This is a genomic window from Nocardia sp. NPDC087230, from assembly GCF_044744725.1.
Taxonomy (GTDB): Bacteria; Actinomycetota; Actinomycetes; order Mycobacteriales; family Mycobacteriaceae; genus Nocardia; species Nocardia canadensis.
In genome coordinates, this window is the sequence record NZ_JBIUYV010000002.1 from 977459 (window position 1) to 994133 (window position 16675).

The 16675-nt window shown below is 68.7% G+C and carries 17 protein-coding genes; 11 read left to right on the forward strand and 6 right to left on the reverse strand.

Annotation, left to right across the window (positions count from 1 at the left end):
• The first annotated feature begins 31 nt into the window (after positions 1 to 31).
• The 7 genes from ACIO52_RS10760 to ACIO52_RS10790 all read left to right on the forward strand — a co-directional run bounded on the left by ACIO52_RS10760 (position 32) and on the right by ACIO52_RS10790 (position 8892).
• Positions 32 to 508, forward strand: a complete 477-nt coding sequence (locus tag ACIO52_RS10760) for an FHA domain-containing protein (protein ID WP_218716014.1) — start codon at positions 32 to 34, stop codon at positions 506 to 508.
• The gene (locus tag ACIO52_RS10765) at positions 505 to 1953 is read left to right on the forward strand and encodes a protein phosphatase 2C domain-containing protein (protein WP_218716013.1); all 1449 of its coding nucleotides are present in this window, start codon (positions 505 to 507) and stop codon (positions 1951 to 1953) included. Before ACIO52_RS10760 ends, ACIO52_RS10765 begins: the two co-directional genes overlap by 4 nt.
• On the forward strand, positions 1953 to 3425 hold the full coding sequence (locus tag ACIO52_RS10770) for an FtsW/RodA/SpoVE family cell cycle protein (protein ID WP_218716012.1): 1473 nt from the start codon (positions 1953 to 1955) through the stop codon (positions 3423 to 3425). The genes ACIO52_RS10765 and ACIO52_RS10770 overlap by 1 nt, the downstream gene beginning before the upstream one ends.
• Positions 3422 to 4888, forward strand: coding sequence for a penicillin-binding protein 2 (locus ACIO52_RS10775; protein WP_218716011.1), 1467 nt, complete (start codon positions 3422 to 3424; stop codon positions 4886 to 4888). The genes ACIO52_RS10770 and ACIO52_RS10775 overlap by 4 nt, the downstream gene beginning before the upstream one ends.
• A 37-nt stretch (positions 4889 to 4925) precedes the next feature.
• Positions 4926 to 6464, forward strand: a complete 1539-nt coding sequence (locus tag ACIO52_RS10780) for a protein kinase (RefSeq protein ID WP_402643211.1) — start codon at positions 4926 to 4928, stop codon at positions 6462 to 6464.
• Positions 6461 to 8365: a Stk1 family PASTA domain-containing Ser/Thr kinase gene (gene pknB / locus ACIO52_RS10785; protein WP_218715981.1), complete on the forward strand. Its 1905-nt coding sequence runs from the start codon at positions 6461 to 6463 to the stop codon at positions 8363 to 8365. The genes ACIO52_RS10780 and pknB overlap by 4 nt, the downstream gene beginning before the upstream one ends.
• Positions 8366 to 8472: 107 nt before the next feature.
• Positions 8473 to 8892 carry a CBS domain-containing protein gene (locus ACIO52_RS10790; RefSeq protein WP_218715980.1) on the forward strand — a complete coding sequence of 140 codons (420 nt, stop codon included), beginning with the start codon at positions 8473 to 8475 and terminating at the stop codon, positions 8890 to 8892.
• Positions 8893 to 8894: 2 nt separating this feature from the next.
• Here ACIO52_RS10790 and ACIO52_RS10795 read toward each other — a convergent pair whose 3' ends face one another.
• The 3 genes from ACIO52_RS10795 to ACIO52_RS10805 all read right to left on the reverse strand — a co-directional run bounded on the left by ACIO52_RS10795 (position 8895) and on the right by ACIO52_RS10805 (position 10886).
• Positions 8895 to 9362, reverse strand: a complete 468-nt coding sequence (locus tag ACIO52_RS10795; RefSeq protein WP_402643215.1) for a deaminase — start codon at positions 9360 to 9362, stop codon at positions 8895 to 8897.
• 144 nt (positions 9363 to 9506) lie between these two features.
• Positions 9507 to 10214, reverse strand: coding sequence for a dihydrofolate reductase family protein (locus tag ACIO52_RS10800; protein ID WP_218715978.1), 708 nt, complete (start codon positions 10212 to 10214; stop codon positions 9507 to 9509).
• 9 nt (positions 10215 to 10223) lie between these two features.
• Positions 10224 to 10886, reverse strand: a complete 663-nt coding sequence (locus ACIO52_RS10805; protein ID WP_218715977.1) for an aminodeoxychorismate/anthranilate synthase component II — start codon at positions 10884 to 10886, stop codon at positions 10224 to 10226.
• Between the two features lie 93 nt (positions 10887 to 10979).
• Between ACIO52_RS10805 and crgA the strand changes: the two genes are divergently transcribed.
• Both crgA and ACIO52_RS10815 read left to right on the forward strand, forming a co-directional pair.
• Positions 10980 to 11243 (forward strand): cell division protein CrgA, encoded by a 264-nt coding sequence (gene crgA, locus ACIO52_RS10810; protein ID WP_218715976.1) that lies wholly within the window; start codon positions 10980 to 10982, stop codon positions 11241 to 11243.
• Positions 11244 to 11346: 103 nt separating this feature from the next.
• Positions 11347 to 11793, forward strand: coding sequence for a PH domain-containing protein (locus tag ACIO52_RS10815; RefSeq protein WP_218715983.1), 447 nt, complete (start codon positions 11347 to 11349; stop codon positions 11791 to 11793).
• A 78-nt stretch (positions 11794 to 11871) separates the two neighbouring features.
• Here ACIO52_RS10815 and ACIO52_RS10820 read toward each other — a convergent pair whose 3' ends face one another.
• On the reverse strand, positions 11872 to 12399 hold the full coding sequence (locus ACIO52_RS10820) for a peptidylprolyl isomerase (RefSeq protein ID WP_308248321.1): 528 nt from the start codon (positions 12397 to 12399) through the stop codon (positions 11872 to 11874).
• Positions 12400 to 12457: 58 nt separating this feature from the next.
• Between ACIO52_RS10820 and ACIO52_RS10825 the strand changes: the two genes are divergently transcribed.
• On the forward strand, positions 12458 to 12634 hold the full coding sequence (locus ACIO52_RS10825; RefSeq protein WP_218715974.1) for a hypothetical protein: 177 nt from the start codon (positions 12458 to 12460) through the stop codon (positions 12632 to 12634).
• A gap of 4 nt (positions 12635 to 12638) precedes the next feature.
• On the opposite strand, the gene ACIO52_RS10830 is transcribed toward ACIO52_RS10825, so the two are convergent.
• Positions 12639 to 13433 (reverse strand): ABC transporter permease, encoded by a 795-nt coding sequence (locus ACIO52_RS10830; protein ID WP_218715982.1) that lies wholly within the window; start codon positions 13431 to 13433, stop codon positions 12639 to 12641.
• A gap of 56 nt (positions 13434 to 13489) precedes the next feature.
• Positions 13490 to 14491, reverse strand: a complete 1002-nt coding sequence (locus ACIO52_RS10835) for an ATP-binding cassette domain-containing protein (protein ID WP_402643221.1) — start codon at positions 14489 to 14491, stop codon at positions 13490 to 13492.
• A 606-nt stretch (positions 14492 to 15097) separates the two neighbouring features.
• Between ACIO52_RS10835 and ACIO52_RS10840 the strand changes: the two genes are divergently transcribed.
• On the forward strand, positions 15098 to 16675 hold the full coding sequence (locus ACIO52_RS10840; protein ID WP_218715972.1) for a serine hydrolase: 1578 nt from the start codon (positions 15098 to 15100) through the stop codon (positions 16673 to 16675).

Below are 16675 nucleotides of genomic sequence, written 5' to 3' on the forward strand. Positions count from 1 at the left end.
ACGTACCCGGGCGAACAGGAGGTGGAACGCCGTGCAGGGATTGATCCTGCAATTGACCCGCGCGGGGTTCCTGCTGCTGCTCTGGTTGTTCGTCTGGGCCGTTCTGCGGACCTTGCGCAGCGATATCTACGCGGCATCCGGCATCCGGATTCAGCCCAGGGCCGCACGCGGTGCGCGCGGGTCCATCGGGCTGCCTTCCTTCAGCCGAGGCCAGAAGGGCGCCAAGTATCTAGTGGTGACTCATGGTTCACTCGCCGGCACTCGAATCACACTCGGCACGCAGCCGGTCCTCATCGGCCGTGCCGACGATTCGACGCTGGTACTCACCGACGACTACGCCTCTACCAGGCACGCGCGACTGTCTCAGCGTGGTGACGACTGGTACGTGGAGGACCTCGGCTCCACCAACGGCACTTATCTCGACCGCGCGAAAGTCACCACCGCTGTCCGTGTTCCGCTCGGTACTCCGGTCCGGGTCGGCAAAACTGTGATCGAGCTGCGATCGTGACACTTGTTCTGCGCTACACCGCGCGAAGCGACCGCGGACTCGTCCGGGGCAACAACGAGGATTCGGTCTACGCGGGCGCGCGCCTGCTGGCCCTCGCCGACGGCATGGGTGGCCACGCCGCCGGTGAAGTCGCCTCCCAGCTGATGATCGCCGCACTGGCGCATCTGGACGACGACGAGCCCGGCCAGGACATCCTCGGCAAGCTCGACCGCGCAACGCGTTCCGGCAACGCGGCCATCGCCGACCACGTCGAGGCCGAACCCGAACTCGACGGCATGGGCACCACGCTCACCGCCATCCTGTTCGCGGGCGGCAAGCTCGGCATGGTGCACATCGGCGACTCGCGCGCGTACCTGTTGCGCGAGGGCGAACTCACTCAGATCACCCGCGACGACACGTTCGTGCAATCGCTGGTCGACGAGGGCCGGATCACCGCCGAGCAGGCGCACACCCACCCGCAGCGGTCGCTGATCATGCGCGCCCTCACCGGCAACGAGATCGAGCCGACGCTGATCATGCGCGAAGCCCGCGCCGGTGACCGGTATCTGCTGTGCTCCGACGGACTTTCGGACGTGGTGAGCGACGAGACCATCGGCAACACCATGCGCGAGGGCAATACCGACGAGTGCGCCGACCGGCTCATCGAATTGGCTTTGCGCAGTGGTGGTCCCGACAACGTCACCGTCGTCGTCGCCGACGTGATCGACCTGGACTACGGCCAGAGCCATCCGATCGTCGCGGGTGCCGCCTCCACCGAGGAGGAGGAAGACACCCCGCCGCCGAACACCGCCGCGGGTCGTGCCGCCGCGATGCGCCCACCGCGCGCCCAGCCTCGCCGGGCCGCCGCCGCGCCCCCGCCGCCGGAGCCCAAGTCGCACAAGCTGCGCTGGCTGCTGCTCTCGCTGGCGCTGATCGCCGCGGTCGCCGTCGGACTCGTGGTCGGCTACAAGATGATTCGCAGCAACTACTACGTGGGCGCCGACAACGATCAGGTGGTCGTCATGCGCGGCCTGCCCGGCTCGATCCTCGGCTACTCGATCCACGATGTGGAGCTCACCGGCTGCGCCACCAGCAAGGGCGAGCTCACCCTCATCGAGGCCGGTAAGTCCGCGCCCGCAGGCTGCAAGAAGCTGATGGTCAGCGATCTCAAGCAGACCGGCCGCGATCAGGTCGAGCGGGGCCTGCCGCCGGACTCGCTGGACAAGGCGCGCGACAGCATGATGCTGCTGCAGAAGGAACTGCTGCCGGCCTGCCCGAAGAAGGAATCGGTGCCCCAGCCCGGCGTGCTGCCCACCGAGCAGCCGCCGGTGACCCCCGGTGGCGCGCCGACTCCCGGCCCCGATCAGCCCGCGACGCCGACCACGACGCCGCCCGCCCCGACCACGACGACCGTTCCCCCGACAACTCCGCAGATCTCAGGGGAGAACTGCCGGGTGACGGACTGATGTCCGCACCGGCACCGCCGTCGGCTGGGGCTTTCCCCAGCCCCCCTGGCGGATTCGCGCCAGCACCACCCCCGTCGACGCGACGCAACCAGGAGTTGCTGCTGCTGGCGGGGGCGGCGGGGATCACGACGGTGTCGTTGTTCATCGTCGAGGCGAGCCAGGAACAGTCGATCACCTGGGACATCGCCAAGTACGGACTGGCATTCCTCGCGCTGTTCGGTGTCGCGCATCTGGCCGTGCGCCGGTTCGCGCCGTTCGCCGATCCACTGCTGCTACCGATCGTGGCGCTGCTCAACGGTTTGGGGCTGGTGCTGATCCACCGGCTCGACCTCGCGGACGCGCAGAAGGCCGCCTACGACTCGAGTCCCCTTCCCTCCCCCGACGCCAATCAGCAGATCATGTGGACCGGCCTGGGCATCGTGGTGTTCATCACCCTGCTCATCGTCTTGCGGGACTACCGCACGCTCGCGCGCTACACCTACACCCTAGGCCTGGTCGGACTGCTCGCGCTGGCGATTCCGGCACTGCTGCCCAGCCGGTTCTCCGAAGTCAACGGCGCCAAGATCTGGATCCGGCTGCCCGGATTCAGCGTGCAGCCGGGCGAATTCGCGAAGATCCTGCTGATCGTGTTCTTCGCCGGCGTGCTGGTGGCCAAGCGCGACCTGTTCACCGCGGCGGGCAAGCACTTCCTCGGCATGGACTTCCCGCGCCCGCGCGACATGGGACCGGTGCTGATCGTCTGGATCGTCTGCATCGGCGTGCTCGTGCTGGAGAAGGACCTCGGCACCTCGCTGCTGATCTTCGGCACGGTGCTGGTGATGATCTACATCGCCACCGAGCGGGTGGGCTGGCTGATCATCGGCGGCGGCCTGCTGGTGCTCGGCTTCGTCTTCGCCTACCAGCTCTTCGGGCACGTGCGGGTCCGCGTGGACACCTGGCTGCACCCGTTCGACGACTACCACAACACCGGCTACCAGATCTCGCAGTCGCTGTTCGGTTTCGCGACCGGCGGGCTGGCGGGCACCGGGCTCGGCAGCGGCCGACCCAACCAGGTGCCGTTCGCCAAGACCGACTTCATCGTCACCACGATCGGTGAGGAGCTCGGCCTGATCGGGCTCACCGCGGTGCTGATGCTGTTCCTGATCTTCATCGTGCGTGGGCTGCGGACCGCGCTGGCCGTGCGCGACAGCTTCGGCAAGCTGCTCGCGGCCGGGCTCTCGTTCACGATCGCGATCCAGATCTTCGTCGTCGTCGGCGGTGTCACCAAGCTGATCCCGCTGACCGGCCTGACCACGCCGTTCATCTCCTACGGCGGTTCGTCGCTGCTGGCGAACTACGCGCTGCTCGGGCTGCTGATCAAGATCTCCGATGCCGCCCGCGCGCCCGCACCGGTGCGCAAGCGCGGCCCGGCGCCGATCGCCGAGGCGCCGACCGAGATGTTCCGCAGGTCGGAAGGCAGGGCGAGCGAATGAACACTCCACTACGTCGCGTCGCCGTCGCCGTGATGGTGATGGTGGTCGCGCTGCTCGTGAACGCCACCTATCTGCAAGTGGTCAAGGCCGACGATCTGCGCAGCGATCCGCGCAACTCGCGCGTGCTGCTCGACGAGTACTCGCGTCAGCGCGGGCAGATCTCCGCGGGCGGCACCGTGCTCGCGAGCTCGGTCGCCACCGACGACCGGTACAAGTACCTGCGCCAGTACCCGAGCACCCCGCCCGCGTACGCGCCGGTCACCGGCTTCTATTCGATGCAGTACGGCAAGACCGGACTCGAACTGGCCGAGGACCCGCTGCTGTCGGGCAACGACTCGAGCCTGTTCGGCCGCAGGCTCATCGACATGTTCTCCGGGCGGGATCCGCGCGGCGCCAACGTGCTCACCACGCTCAATCCGATGATGCAGCAGGTCGCCTACGACCAGATGACCTCGAAGGGCTACACCGGCGCGGTGGTCGCGATCGAGCCGAGCACCGGCAAGATCCTGACGATGGTCTCGACCCCCAGCTACGACCCCAACGAGCTGTCGGGCCACGACGGCGCGGCGGGCCGGGCGGCGTGGGAGCGGCTCAGCACCGATCCGAGTCAGCCCATGCTCAATCGCGCCGTCTCGCAGACCTACCCGCCCGGCTCGACCTTCAAGACCATCGTCACCGCGGCGGCGCTGTCCAACGGTGTGGCCGGTCCCGACGACCAGTTCACCGCGGCGCCCAACATCACCCTGCCCGGCACCAGCACCACGCTGGAGAACTACGGCGGCAGCACCTGTGGTGACGGGCCGACCGCGAGCCTCTACGACGCGTTCCGGCGCTCCTGCAACACCGCGTTCGTCGAGCTCGGCGTGAAGGTCGGCGCGAGCGCGCTCAAGGACGAGGCCGCCGCGTTCGGCATCGGCCCGCATCGCGGGGTGCCGATCCCGGTGGCGGAGTCGACGGTCGGCCCGATCCCGGACAACGCGGCCCTCGGACAGTCCAGCATCGGTCAGCGTGATGTCGCGGTCACCCCGCTCGACATCGCGGTGGTCGCCGCGACGATCGCCAACGGCGGCACCAGGATGCAGCCGTACCTGGTCGATCAGACCCAGGCGCCGGACCTGTCCGAGCTCAGCAAGACCAAGGCCGTCTCGGTCGGACAAGCCGTGAGTCCCCAGGTAGCGTCGACGCTGACGAATCTGATGGTCGCCTCGGAGGCCAATACCGCGGGCGGTGGCCGGTCGCCGTACCAGATCGCGTCCAAGACCGGAACGGCCGAACACGGCAGCAATCCCCGTAACACCCCGCCACACGCCTGGTATATGGCCTTCGCGCCCGCCCAGAACCCGAAGATCGCCATCGCGGTGATCGTCGAGAACGGCGGCGACCGGGCCCTCCAGGCCACCGGTGGCTCGGTGGCGGCACCGATCGCCAGGTCGGTGCTGGACGCGGGTCTGGCAGGGGGCTGAACGAAATGAGTGTGCGAGTGACAACACGGGGGCCCCGATGCTGAACAACGGCGCCATGATCGCCGACCGCTACCGTCTGCAACGGCTCATCGCCACGGGCGGCATGGGTCAGGTGTGGGAAGCGATGGACACCCGGCTCGACCGGCGGGTAGCGGTCAAGGTCCTCAAGACCGAGTTCTCCGCCGACCCGACCTTCCGTCAGCGGTTCCGGACCGAGGCGCGCACCACCGCGCAGCTCAACCACCCCGGTATCGCCGGTATCTACGACTACGGCGAGACCACCGACCCGTCCGGTGGCGAAACCGCCTACCTGGTCATGGAACTGGTGCAGGGCGAGCCGCTGAACGCGGTGCTGAACCGGATGGGCAGGCTCTCGGTCGTCCAGGGTCTGGACATGCTCGAGCAGACCGGGCGCGCACTCGAGGTGGCCCACGCCGCCGGTGTGGTGCACCGTGACGTGAAGCCGGGCAACATCCTGGTGACGCCCACCGGCCAGGTCAAGATCACCGACTTCGGCATCGCCAAGGCGGTCGACGCCTCGCCGGTGACCAAGACGGGCATGGTGATGGGCACCGCGCAGTACATCGCGCCCGAACAGGCCGTCGGCGAGGACGCCACCGCGGCCAGCGACGTCTATTCGCTCGGCATCGTCGGCTACGAGGCACTGGCCGGCGTGCGCCCGTTCACCGGCGACGGCGCCATCACCGTCGCGATGAAGCACGTCCGCGACGCGCCGCCGCCGATGCCCGCCGATCTGCCCGCCAACGTGCACGAGCTGATCGCGATCACGATGGCCAAGGACCCGACCCAGCGCTACAGCAGCGGTGGCGAATTCGCCGACGCCGTCGCCGCGGTGCGCGCGGGCCACATGCCGCCGCCGCCCGCCGGCGCCGCGCCCCCGCTGACCGGCGCGACCCGGGTGCTGCCGCCCGGCCCGACCATGGTCATCCCGGCGGCCGCCGGTGCCGAGTACGACGGCGCGACCATGCGCTTCGGCAACCAGGCGCCGCAGCCGATCACCCCCGCGGGCGGCTACACCGGTCCGGCGACGCAGGCCGCCGCGCCCGCTGCGGTGGCGGCGACCAGCACCGCCAAGAACAACCAGAAGTGGCTGATCGCCCTGGGCGTCGGCGCGCTGTTGCTCGGCGGCGTCGTGCTCTGGGTGCTGTTCGGCGGTGAGCCGAACCGCGACTCCGGCACCACGACCACCACCACCCAGACCACCAAACCGCTGCCGCCGCCGGTGACCACCAAGTCGTTCCCGCCGCCGATCGTGCCGCCCACCGAGGCGCCGACGACGACCACGGAACCGCCGCGCCCGACGACGACCACCGAGGCGCCGACGACAACGACGGAACCGCCGACCACCACGACGACACCGCCGCCGACGACCACCACCAAGGCGCCGACGACGACGAAGACCACCAAGCCGGCCACCACCACCCCGGCCGCCGGAACGACGACGGTCAACGGCAGGCCCCGGCTGCCCACGCTCGACCTGCCGTTCCCTGACGCCCCGAACGCGCTGGGCCCGAACATCACCGTCGACAACACTCCGCCACAAGGACAACCATGACGACCCCGAAGAATCTCTCCTCGCGGTACGAGCTGGGCGAGATCATCGGGTTCGGCGGCATGTCGGAGGTGCACAAGGCCCGCGACGTGCGCCTCTCGCGCGATGTCGCGATCAAGGTGCTGCGGGCCGATCTGGCCCGCGATCCCACGTTCTACCTGCGGTTCAAGCGGGAAGCGCAGAACGCGGCCGCGCTGAATCATCCGGCCATCGTCGCGGTGTACGACACCGGCGAGGCCACCGTCGACGGCGGCCCGCTGCCCTACATCGTCATGGAGTACGTCGAGGGCGACACCCTGCGCGACATCGTGCGCGGCAAGGGCCCGCTGGCCCCGCGCAAGGCGATGGAAGTCGTGGCCGACGTGTGCGCTGCGCTCGATTTCAGCCACAAGGCCGGCATCGTGCACCGCGACATGAAGCCCGCCAACATCATGATCAATCGCGCGGGCGCGGTGAAGGTGATGGACTTCGGCATCGCGCGCGCGATCGCCGACAGTTCCAACCCGATGACCCAGACCGCCGCGGTGATCGGCACCGCGCAGTACCTCTCCCCGGAGCAGGCGCGCGGCGAGACCGTCGACGCCCGCTCGGATGTGTACTCGGTCGGCTGCGTGCTGTTCGAGATCCTCACCGGCCAGCCGCCGTTCACCGGCGACTCGCCGGTCGCGGTCGCCTACCAGCACGTCAAGGAGGATCCGCCGCTGCCGTCGTCGGTGAATCCCGGCGTGCCGCGCGAACTCGACTCGGTGATCCTCAAGGCGATGGCCAAGAACCCGGCCAACCGGTACCAGACGGCCGCGGAGATGCGCGCCGATCTGATCCGGGTGCTCGGCGGCCAGAAGCCGAGCGCGCCGATGGTGATGAACGAGGAAGACCGCACCACCATCCTCGACTACGACGACGAGCCCGCCCCGCGCTCGTTCCGTGATCGTCGTGACGACACCTCCGAGCAGGCCGCGATCGCGCCGCCCGCCGAGGGCCGCAACCGGACCGGGCTGATCGCGCTCGGCGTCGCCGCCGCGCTGGCGGTGGCGTTCGGGCTGTTCTGGGTGCTGGTCGGACCGGGCAGCAAGGCCGATCAGGTGGCCGTCCCCGACGTGTCGGGTCAGCCGTCGCAGCAGGCCCAGACCGCGTTGCAGCAGGCCGGGTTCCACGTCGCCACCCAGCAGAAGGCGGACGGCAAGGTGGCCGTCGGCAATGTCATCGCGACCCAGCCGCTCGGCGGTTCCCGGATCGACGAGGGCAGCACCGTCACCATGCAGGTGTCGACCGGACCGACCCAGGTGCAGGTGCCGCGGCTGTCCGGGCTGACCCAGGCCGAGGCCGAGCAGAAGCTGAACTCGATCGGGCTGACCCTGAGCCCGAACCCGCCGCGCAAGGCGTCGAGCACCGCCGAGACCGACAAGGTGATCGCGCAGGAGCCGAGCGCGGGCGTGCGGGTCGACATCGATCAGCCGATCGTGATCACCATCGGCTCGGGGCCGGAGCAGGTCCGGGTGCCGACGGTGGTCGGTCAGGACATCTCGATCGCCCAGCCGAACCTGGTCGACAGCGCCGGGTTCAAGGTCGACATCCAGGAAGTGAAGTCGTCCGCGCCGAAGGGCCAGGTGCTCTCGACCAACCCGACCGGCGGCAGCAACGCCGAGAAGGGGTCGACCATCACCGTGCAGGTCTCGGCCGGTGACCGGATCACGGTCCCCGACCTGAGCGGACTCACCCCGACGCAGGCGCAGGAACAGCTGCGCGCGCTCGGCTGGACCGGTCAGCTCAGCCAGACCACCGTGATCACGCTGGACGGCAGTGCCTCCGGCAAGGTCGTCGGCCAGAGTCCGGCGGCGGGATCCACGGTGACCATCACCGGCAACGTCGTGCTGCAGGTGGGTGCTTCGCCGCTACCGCGCTGAGATCGCCAGGTCTCGATTGCGTGGAGAACCCACCTGCCGCGACGCGGCGGGCGCAGAATGAGGCTGCTTCATCCCACCCAGCACCGCTGAACGAGGAGGTAGCCCCTATGACCACGGCCAGGGACATCATGAAGCCCGGCGCGCAGTGGATCACCCGCGGTGACACCGTGGCGACCGCGGCGACGGCGATGGCCGATCTCGGTGTCGGATCGCTTGTCGTCGCCGACGACGACGAGCGCATGTGCGGCATCATCACCGATCGCGACATCGTCGTGAAGTGCATCGCGCTCGGCCTGTCCCCCGAAACCACGACCGCGGCCGAGTTGTGCGAGTCCACCCCGCGGTGGGTCAGCGCGGACGCCGACGTGGAGGACGTGCTCGACCAGATGGAAGGCCATCGGGTCAAGCGGATGCCGGTGATCGACAACAAGCGGCTGGTCGGCATGATCAGCGAAGCCGATCTGGCCCGGCACCTCGACGACAACCAGCTGGGCGAGTTCGTGACCGCCATCTACGGGCGGCCCTGACCTCAGCTCAGATCGAGATGGGAGTTCATCGACATGGCCTCCTCGGCCAGGTCGGTCAGCTCCACCACCCGCACGCCGTGCCCGCGGAGTTTGTCCACACCCTCGCACGCGGCGACGAACAGGCTCGGCTCACGCCAGGCGATGACGACGGTCGGGATGCCGGCGGCCAGGATCCGGTCGGCGCACGGCAGCCGGCTCGCGGTGGCGCGGGTCGAGCACGGTTCGAGCGTGCTGTAGATCGTCGCCCTGGTCAGCCGCGGATCGTCCGGATCGAGCTTGTTCAGCGCCGACTCCTCGGCGTGCACCTTCTCGTCGGTCTCCCTGGAGTAGCCGGCGGAGATCTCCACACCATCGGCGACGATCACCGCGCCCACCGAATAGGCCGTCGGGCTGGGTGGGCAGTTCCTGGCGAGTTCGATCGCCCTGTGCATGAATCGGTGGTCGGTGCTCTCGGCACTGCTTGTGGTCATCGGGTTCCCCTGCTGGTCGGGAGTTATCCACAACTGTCGCATGATGTGGATTCGGTCATGTTCAGGTGTGCAGCGATTCGCCGGACAAGCTGTGGACAGTGATATTTCCCCAGGTCGTGAACATGATTTCGACCACAGGGCCGGTTAGCGGACGGGCTCGTCGCCGTGCCCGACCAGGTACTTCAGCACAGCGACATCCCCAAGTTGTTCCACACCCGCCAGCCGGAGCCGTCGTTGTGCACCACCGGGAAACCGCCCCGGGCCGACGAACCGCGGAGCCGCCGGGTCGCCGACCAGGATCGGCGCGATCGCGAGCCGGATCTCGTCGACCAGATCGGCGGCGAGGAAACCGGTGTGCATCGCGGTGCCGCCTTCGACCATCAATCGGCCGATTCCGCGCGCGCCCAGGTCGTCGACCAGGGCGGCCAGCGACAGTTCCGGGCCGAGCGCGACCACCTCGGCCAGTCCGGCGAGCCGGTCGCCGAGCCGCGCCGCGCCGCTGTCGGTGGTGTAGACGAGTTTGTCGCCGCCGGTGTGCCAGAACCGCAGCTCGGGATCGAGTTCGCCGGACGCGGTGACGGTGATCTTCACCGGATACTCCGGCTTGCCCGCCGTCACCCGGTCGGCCCGGCGCACGGCGCTGTTGACCAGCAGCCGGGGATTATCGGTCCGCAGCGTCCGCGCGCCGATCAGGATCGCGTCGGATTCGGCGCGGACCTGGTCGACGCGGTCGAAGTCGGCGCTGTTGGACAGCAGCAGCCGCTGCGCGCTCGCGTCGTCGATGTAACCGTCCAGGCTCGTCGCCACCGACAACAGCACGAACGGCCGCACGGCGTCACTCCCCGGTGCCATCGCGGACCGCTACGACGTCACCAGCGCGGCGACTTCCGCTTCGAGCGCCGACACGAGGGCCTCGGCGGGACGCTGTCCACACACCTCGAGCCAGTTGGCCAGCATCCGGTGCCCGCCCTGGGTGAGCACCGACTCGGGGTGGAACTGCACGCCGTGGATGGGCAGGGTGCGGTGGCGCATGGCCATCACGATCCCACTCTCGGTGTGACCGACGACCTCCAGCTCCGCGGGCATGGTCTCCGGCAGGACGGTCAGCGAGTGGTACCTGGTGGCGGTGAACGGGTCGGGCAGACCGGCCAGCACGCCCGCGCCGATGTGGAAGACCTCGCTGGTCTTGCCGTGCAGCAGTTCGGGCGCGCGGTCGACCGTTCCGCCGAACGCCTCGCCGATCGCCTGATGTCCGAGGCAGACGCCGAGCAAGGGCGTGTGGTGCTTCGCCGCCGCGTGGACGAGCGGGATGCTCGCGCCCGCGCGGTCGGGGCTGCCGGGGCCGGGGCTGACGAGCACGCCGTCGAAGGTCCCGCCCTCGTCACCACGGGTCAGCAGGGTATCCAGGTCGGCCAGGCGCTGGTCATCGTTGCGCCAGACCACGGCCTCGGCCCCAAGCTGGCCGAGGTACTGCACCAGGTTGAACACGAAGCTGTCGTAGTTGTCGACGACCAATACACGCATGCGTCGAGGGTACGTGGCGACCCCGTAGGTCGTCGCATCCATTACCTGGTGGGATAGCCTAGGAGTTACCTGTATCCCGAATTCGAGGACGTCATGCCCAAGTCCAAGGTCCGTAAGAAGGCCGACTACACCCCGAGCCCTGCCAGCCGCACTCCGGTGAAGGTGAAGGCGGGCCCGTCGCCGGCTTGGTACGTCGCGATCATGCTTGGCTTCATGCTGGCCGGGCTCGTGTGGCTGCTGGTGTACTACCTGGCCGCCGAGCACATCGGCTGGATGAACGATCTCAACGCCTGGAACTTCCTGATCGGGTTCGGCCTGATGGTCATCGGCCTGATCATGACCATGCGATGGCGCTGAGCGATCGCCGCGCACCGGATTACACCGGTGTTATTCATGCACACCTGTGGATGAAGCTGTGGACAACTCGAGGAGCAATGGGGGACGACGCCGCGTGAACGCTGTGGATTCCGCCGACAGCAGGTCGTGGACAACTCCCACCGCCGGTCTGCTCGCCGTCGCCGGCGGCGGCCTCATCCTCGTCGTCGCCGCGGTGCTGGCCCAGGACGGCCCCAGCAGGCTGCTCGTCGGCCTGGCCGCGGTCGCGGTCCTGGGGATGGCGATCCTCGGTGTGCGCCAGCGTCCCCGGCTGACCATGGTCTCCGGTCCCGCGCCGCGCCTGGTGGTCGGCACGCTGACCGGGCCCAAGACCTACCCGCTGACCCGGATCGACCGGATTCGGATGGTCTCCTACCGCCGCCTCGGCCGGAAGTCGGCGATGCTCGAGATCGATGTCCAGCACGAGGGCTCGGAGCGGCTGCTGATCTTCGGCCGCTGGGATCTGGGCACCAACCCGCACGACGTCTACGACGCGCTGGTCGTCAACGGCTTCGCCTCGGTCACCGACTGACCGCAACGTTTCACGTGAAGCAACGAACTCCCCGTCGCGCTCCGGCGCGGCGGGGAGTTCTGTTGTGCGCAGCCGCTGTCAGCCGATGGTCACCGAGGAGATGACGACCGGCTCGACCGGCCGATCGTTGCGATCGGTCTTCACCGAGGCGATCGCGTCGACGACCTTGCGCGAATCGGGATCGACCACCTCGCCGAAGATCGTGTGCTTGCGGTTGAGGTGCGGCTGGGCACCGACCGTGATGAAGAACTGCGAACCATTGGTCGCGGGCCCTCCGTTGGCCATCGCCAGCAGATAGCCGCGATCGAAGCGCAGCTCCGGATGGAACTCGTCACCGAACTCGTAGCCGGGCCCGCCGCGACCGGTGCCGGTCGGGTCGCCGCCCTGGATCATGAACCCCGGGATCACCCGGTGGAAGACGGCGCCGTCGTAGAACGGGCCAGCGTCCGTGCCACCGGCGTTCGCGGTGGTGTAGGGCGCGCTGCCGTCGGCGAGACCGACGAAGTTGCGCACCGTCTTGGGCGCGTGGTTGCCGAAGAGCGCGATCTTGATATCGCCGTGGTTGGTGTGCAGCGTCGCCACGGCCGTCTGGTTGGGTGAGGTCACGGCAGTTATGGTGCCACGGGGGCGGCGGGAAGCCGGGAAGCTGTGCCACAGTGGTCGCATGAAGCTTCGTAACCCGATCATCGCCGCCGTCGGGATCGCCGGGGCGGCGGCCCTGGCCCTCCTCGCTCGCAGCAAGCGACCGCAACTTCCCGAGCCCGCCGCCGAGCCGCCGCGCCTCGGCTATTCCCGCAACGGTGCCGCGCCGGTCTCCGGGGTGGAGACCGGCGCGCACTGAGCCGTCAGCGGCTCACGGACTTCTTGTACTGCACCTGAGCCAGCGGCACGAACACGACCAGGATCACCACGATCCAGATCAGCGTCGTGACCACCGGATGCTGCATCGGCCAGGCGTCGGAGGGCGGAGCCATCGGATTGGTGTTGCCGAACAGGTCGCGCACGGCCTGGGTCAGCGCCGAGACCGGGTTCCACTCGGCGAATACCTTCAGCGGCCCGGGCATGCCCTCCAGCGGCACGAACGCGTTCGACAGGAACGTCAGCGGGAAGATCACCATGAAGCTGGCGTTGTTGAACACCTCCGGTGCGCGCACCAGCAGTCCGACGACCGCCATCATCCACGACAGCGCGTAGGCGAACAGCAGCATCAGCACGTACGCCAGGACCGCGTCCAGGAACGACCCGCGGATCCGCCAGCCGACGACCAGGCCGGTCAGCGACATGACGACCAAGCTCACGACGTTGATCACCACGTCGCTGATCGTCCGGCCGACGAGCACCGCCGACGGCGCCATCGGCAGCGAACGGAACCGGTCGATGATGCCCTTCTGCATGTCCTCGGCCAGGCCGGCGCCGGTGAACGTGGCGCCGAACACCACGGTCTGCGCGAAGATGCCCGCGATCAGGAATTCGCGGTAGCCGCCCTCCACACCCTCGACCGTGATCGCCGAGCCGAAGACATAGGCGAACAGCAACACGAACATGATCGGCGACAGCGTCGTGAAGATCAGCACGTCGGGCACGCGCTTGATCTTGATGACATTGCGCTTGGCGATGGTCACGCTGTCGCTGACCACCATCGCGAGCCGTTCCCCGAAGGTGGGGCCCTGCACGTCGACCTTGTCGAGCGTGGTGCTCATCGGTTCTGTCCTTCCTCGGCGCCGACAGTCTGTTTCACGGCATCGCTGTTGACGAGTTCCTCGGCCTCGTGCCCGGTGAGGGTGAGGAAGACGTCGTCGAGCGAGGGCCGCCGCAGCGCGACGTCGTTGATCTGCACCTTGTGCTCGGTGAGCCTGCCGATGGCGGTGACCAGGTCCTGGGAGCCGTCGGCCACCGGGACGGTGATCCGGCGCAGGCCGGGTTCGAGATGGATCTCGCCGTCGGCCAGCCCGGCGAGCACCTGCTGCGCCGGCGCCAGCTGATCGGGCGTGGCCACGGTGAGTTCGATCCGGTCGCCGCCGACGAGGGCCTTGAGTTCGTCGGCGGTGCCGCGCGCGATCACCCTGCCGTGGTCGATGACGGCGATCGAGTCGGCCAGCCGGTCGGCCTCCTCCATGTACTGGGTGGTGAGCAGCAGCGTGGTGCCGCCCGCGACGAGTTCCTCGATGACGTCCCAGAGATCGAGCCGGGCCCGGGGGTCGAGGCCGGTGGTCGGCTCGTCCAGGAACAGCACCGGAGGGTTGGCCACCAGAGCGCCGGCGAGGTCGAGGCGCCTGCGCATACCACCGGAGTAGCCCTTCACCGGCCGATCCGCCGCATCGGTGAGCCGGAAGCGCTCGAGCAGTTCGCGCGCGCGTTCCTTACTGCGCGCCACACCGAGGTGATAGAGCCTGCCGACCATCTCGAGGTTCTCGAAGCCGGTGAGGTATTCGTCGACCGCCGCGTACTGCCCGGAGGTGCCGATCCGGGAACGCAGGGCCTGTGGATTGCCGAGCACGTCGATCCCGGCGACGGTGGCACGGCCCTCGTCGGGGATCAGCAACGTGGTGAGAACGCGGACAGTCGTGGTCTTTCCCGCGCCGTTGGGGCCGAGAAGTGCGGTGACGGTTCCTTCGGGGACGGACAGGTCGAGCCCGTCCAGGGCGGTGAGCTGCCCGTACCGTTTGACCAGACCCTCGGCGACGATTGCGTCGGGCATGATTCTCCTGAAGTCGTAGTTCTACGCTGTTGCCCCAGTATTGCGGGACCCACCGACAAGTCGCACCCCCATTTTCCCGGTGTCCGCGATCCCGATGTACAGATCTGTTCGACATGCCGATTTACGGCGACACGCGGCGAATCGGACGGATTTTCCGGCGGACCCCCGGATCACAAGCCCCTGGTCTTCGGGGCATCGATGGCGCACCGACAAGAACATGTTCAGCGAAATTTTCGCGTAATTCGTTGTGCACCAGCACATTCCGACCGATGTAAGACAACTGCCGGTTGGCCGACCGACCGATTCGCCGTTCACTACACCGGCCGCCGGTCACGGTCCAGGCCCAGAACGGCGAAAAATCTCGGAAACTGGCTCGTTGCGCGTACACGAATTCCGCTCGCATCGCGTAGGATCGTTCACGTCGGCCCCTCCCCCCCGGGCCGACCCTACGCGGGCCTCGGCTAACTCCCCCCCTTCGCCGAGGCCCGCTCCCCATTTTCCGGCAAGGTGCAGTTCCGGCTACCGGTGAGTACTCCCGGTCCGCGAAACCGTCACAGTCCAGCCACGTTCCCGCGATCGCCCCGCAACCGGGTCTATCGTCAGCCCATGGTGCCCGGCAAAGGCGCGCTCGCCGCGCTGGTCGTGTCGATGGCTGTCGTGGTCGGTTGCAGCGATGCATCCGACGACGAGAGCTCCACCGCGACCAGCACCGAACAGCTCCCACCGAACCAGGTCGCCGCGGTCGCCCTGCCCGACGACGCGGTCGACAACGCCGTCGCGAAACTCGACGAGCTGGCCACCTCGCTGATGGACAGCAGTCACATCCCCGGCATGGCCGTCGCCGTCGTGCACGGCGGGAAGACCGTCTACGCGAAGGGCTTCGGCGTCAAGCAGGCGGGCGGCCAGGACAAGGTCGACGCCGACACCGTCTTCCAGCTGGCCTCGGTGTCGAAGTCGGTCTCGGCGTCCGTGGTCGCCCACCAGGTCGGCGCGGGCACGGTCGAATGGACGACGCCGGTGGTCTCGAAGCTGCCCTCGTTCGCGCTGGCCGACCCGGCCACCACCGCCCAGCTCACCGTCGGCGACCTGTTCGCCCATCGCAGCGGCCTGCCCGACCACGCGGGCGACCGGCTCGAGGATCTCGGGTACGACCAGGCCGCGATCCTGGACAAGCTCCGGCTCGAGCCCCTCGACCCGTTCCGGATCACCTACCACTACACCAACTTCGGGCTGACCGCGGGCGCCGAGGCGGTCGCCGCCGCGGCAGGCGTGCCGTGGGACCGGCTCTGCGCCGAGACGGTGTACGGCCCACTCGGCATGTCGTCCACCAGTTCCCGCTTCGCCGACTACGAGGCCAGGCCGAATCGCGCGGTCGGCCACGTCGACGTCGATGGCGAGTGGGTCGCGAAGTTCGTCCGCGATCCCGACCCGCAGTCTCCCGCCGGCGGGGTCAGCTCCTCGGTGAACGACATGGCGCGCTGGCTGGCCATGATGCTCGGCCACGGCACCGCGAACGGAACCACCATCGCGCCCGCGGCGGCGCTGCTGCCCGCGATCACCCCGCAGGTGATCTCCTCGCCGGCCTCCTCCCCCGAATCACGGGCCGGGTTCTACGGGTACGGCTTCAACGCCTCGACCAGCTCCACGGGTCGCACCGCCTACAGCCACTCCGGGGCGTTCGCGCTCGGCGCCGCCACGAACTTCCTGGCCATCCCGTCGGCCGACGTCGCGATCATCGCGCTCACCAACGCCGCGCCGATCGGCGTGCCGGAGGCGCTGACCGCCGAGTTCGGCGATCTCGTCCAGTTCGGTGAGATCCGCGAGGACTGGCGGGGCATCTACCAGGCCGCGCTCGCCCCCATCAACGACCCGGAAGGCGACCTGTCCGGCAAGTCCGCGCCCGTCACTCCCGCGCCCGCCCAGCCCCTGCCGACCTACGTCGGCAGCTACGCCAACGAGTACTGGGGCCCGGCGACGATCTCCGAGGCCGAGAGCGGCCTGGTCCTCACCCTGGGCCCGGCGCAGCGCCGATTCCCGCTGCGGCACTGGGACGGCGACACCTTCGCCTTCGAGCCGAGCGGCGAGAACGCACCGCCCGGCAGCGTCTCGTCGGCGACCTTCGACAACGGGACACTCACCCTCGACTACTACGACGAGAACGGCCTCGGAAAGTTCACCCGCTGA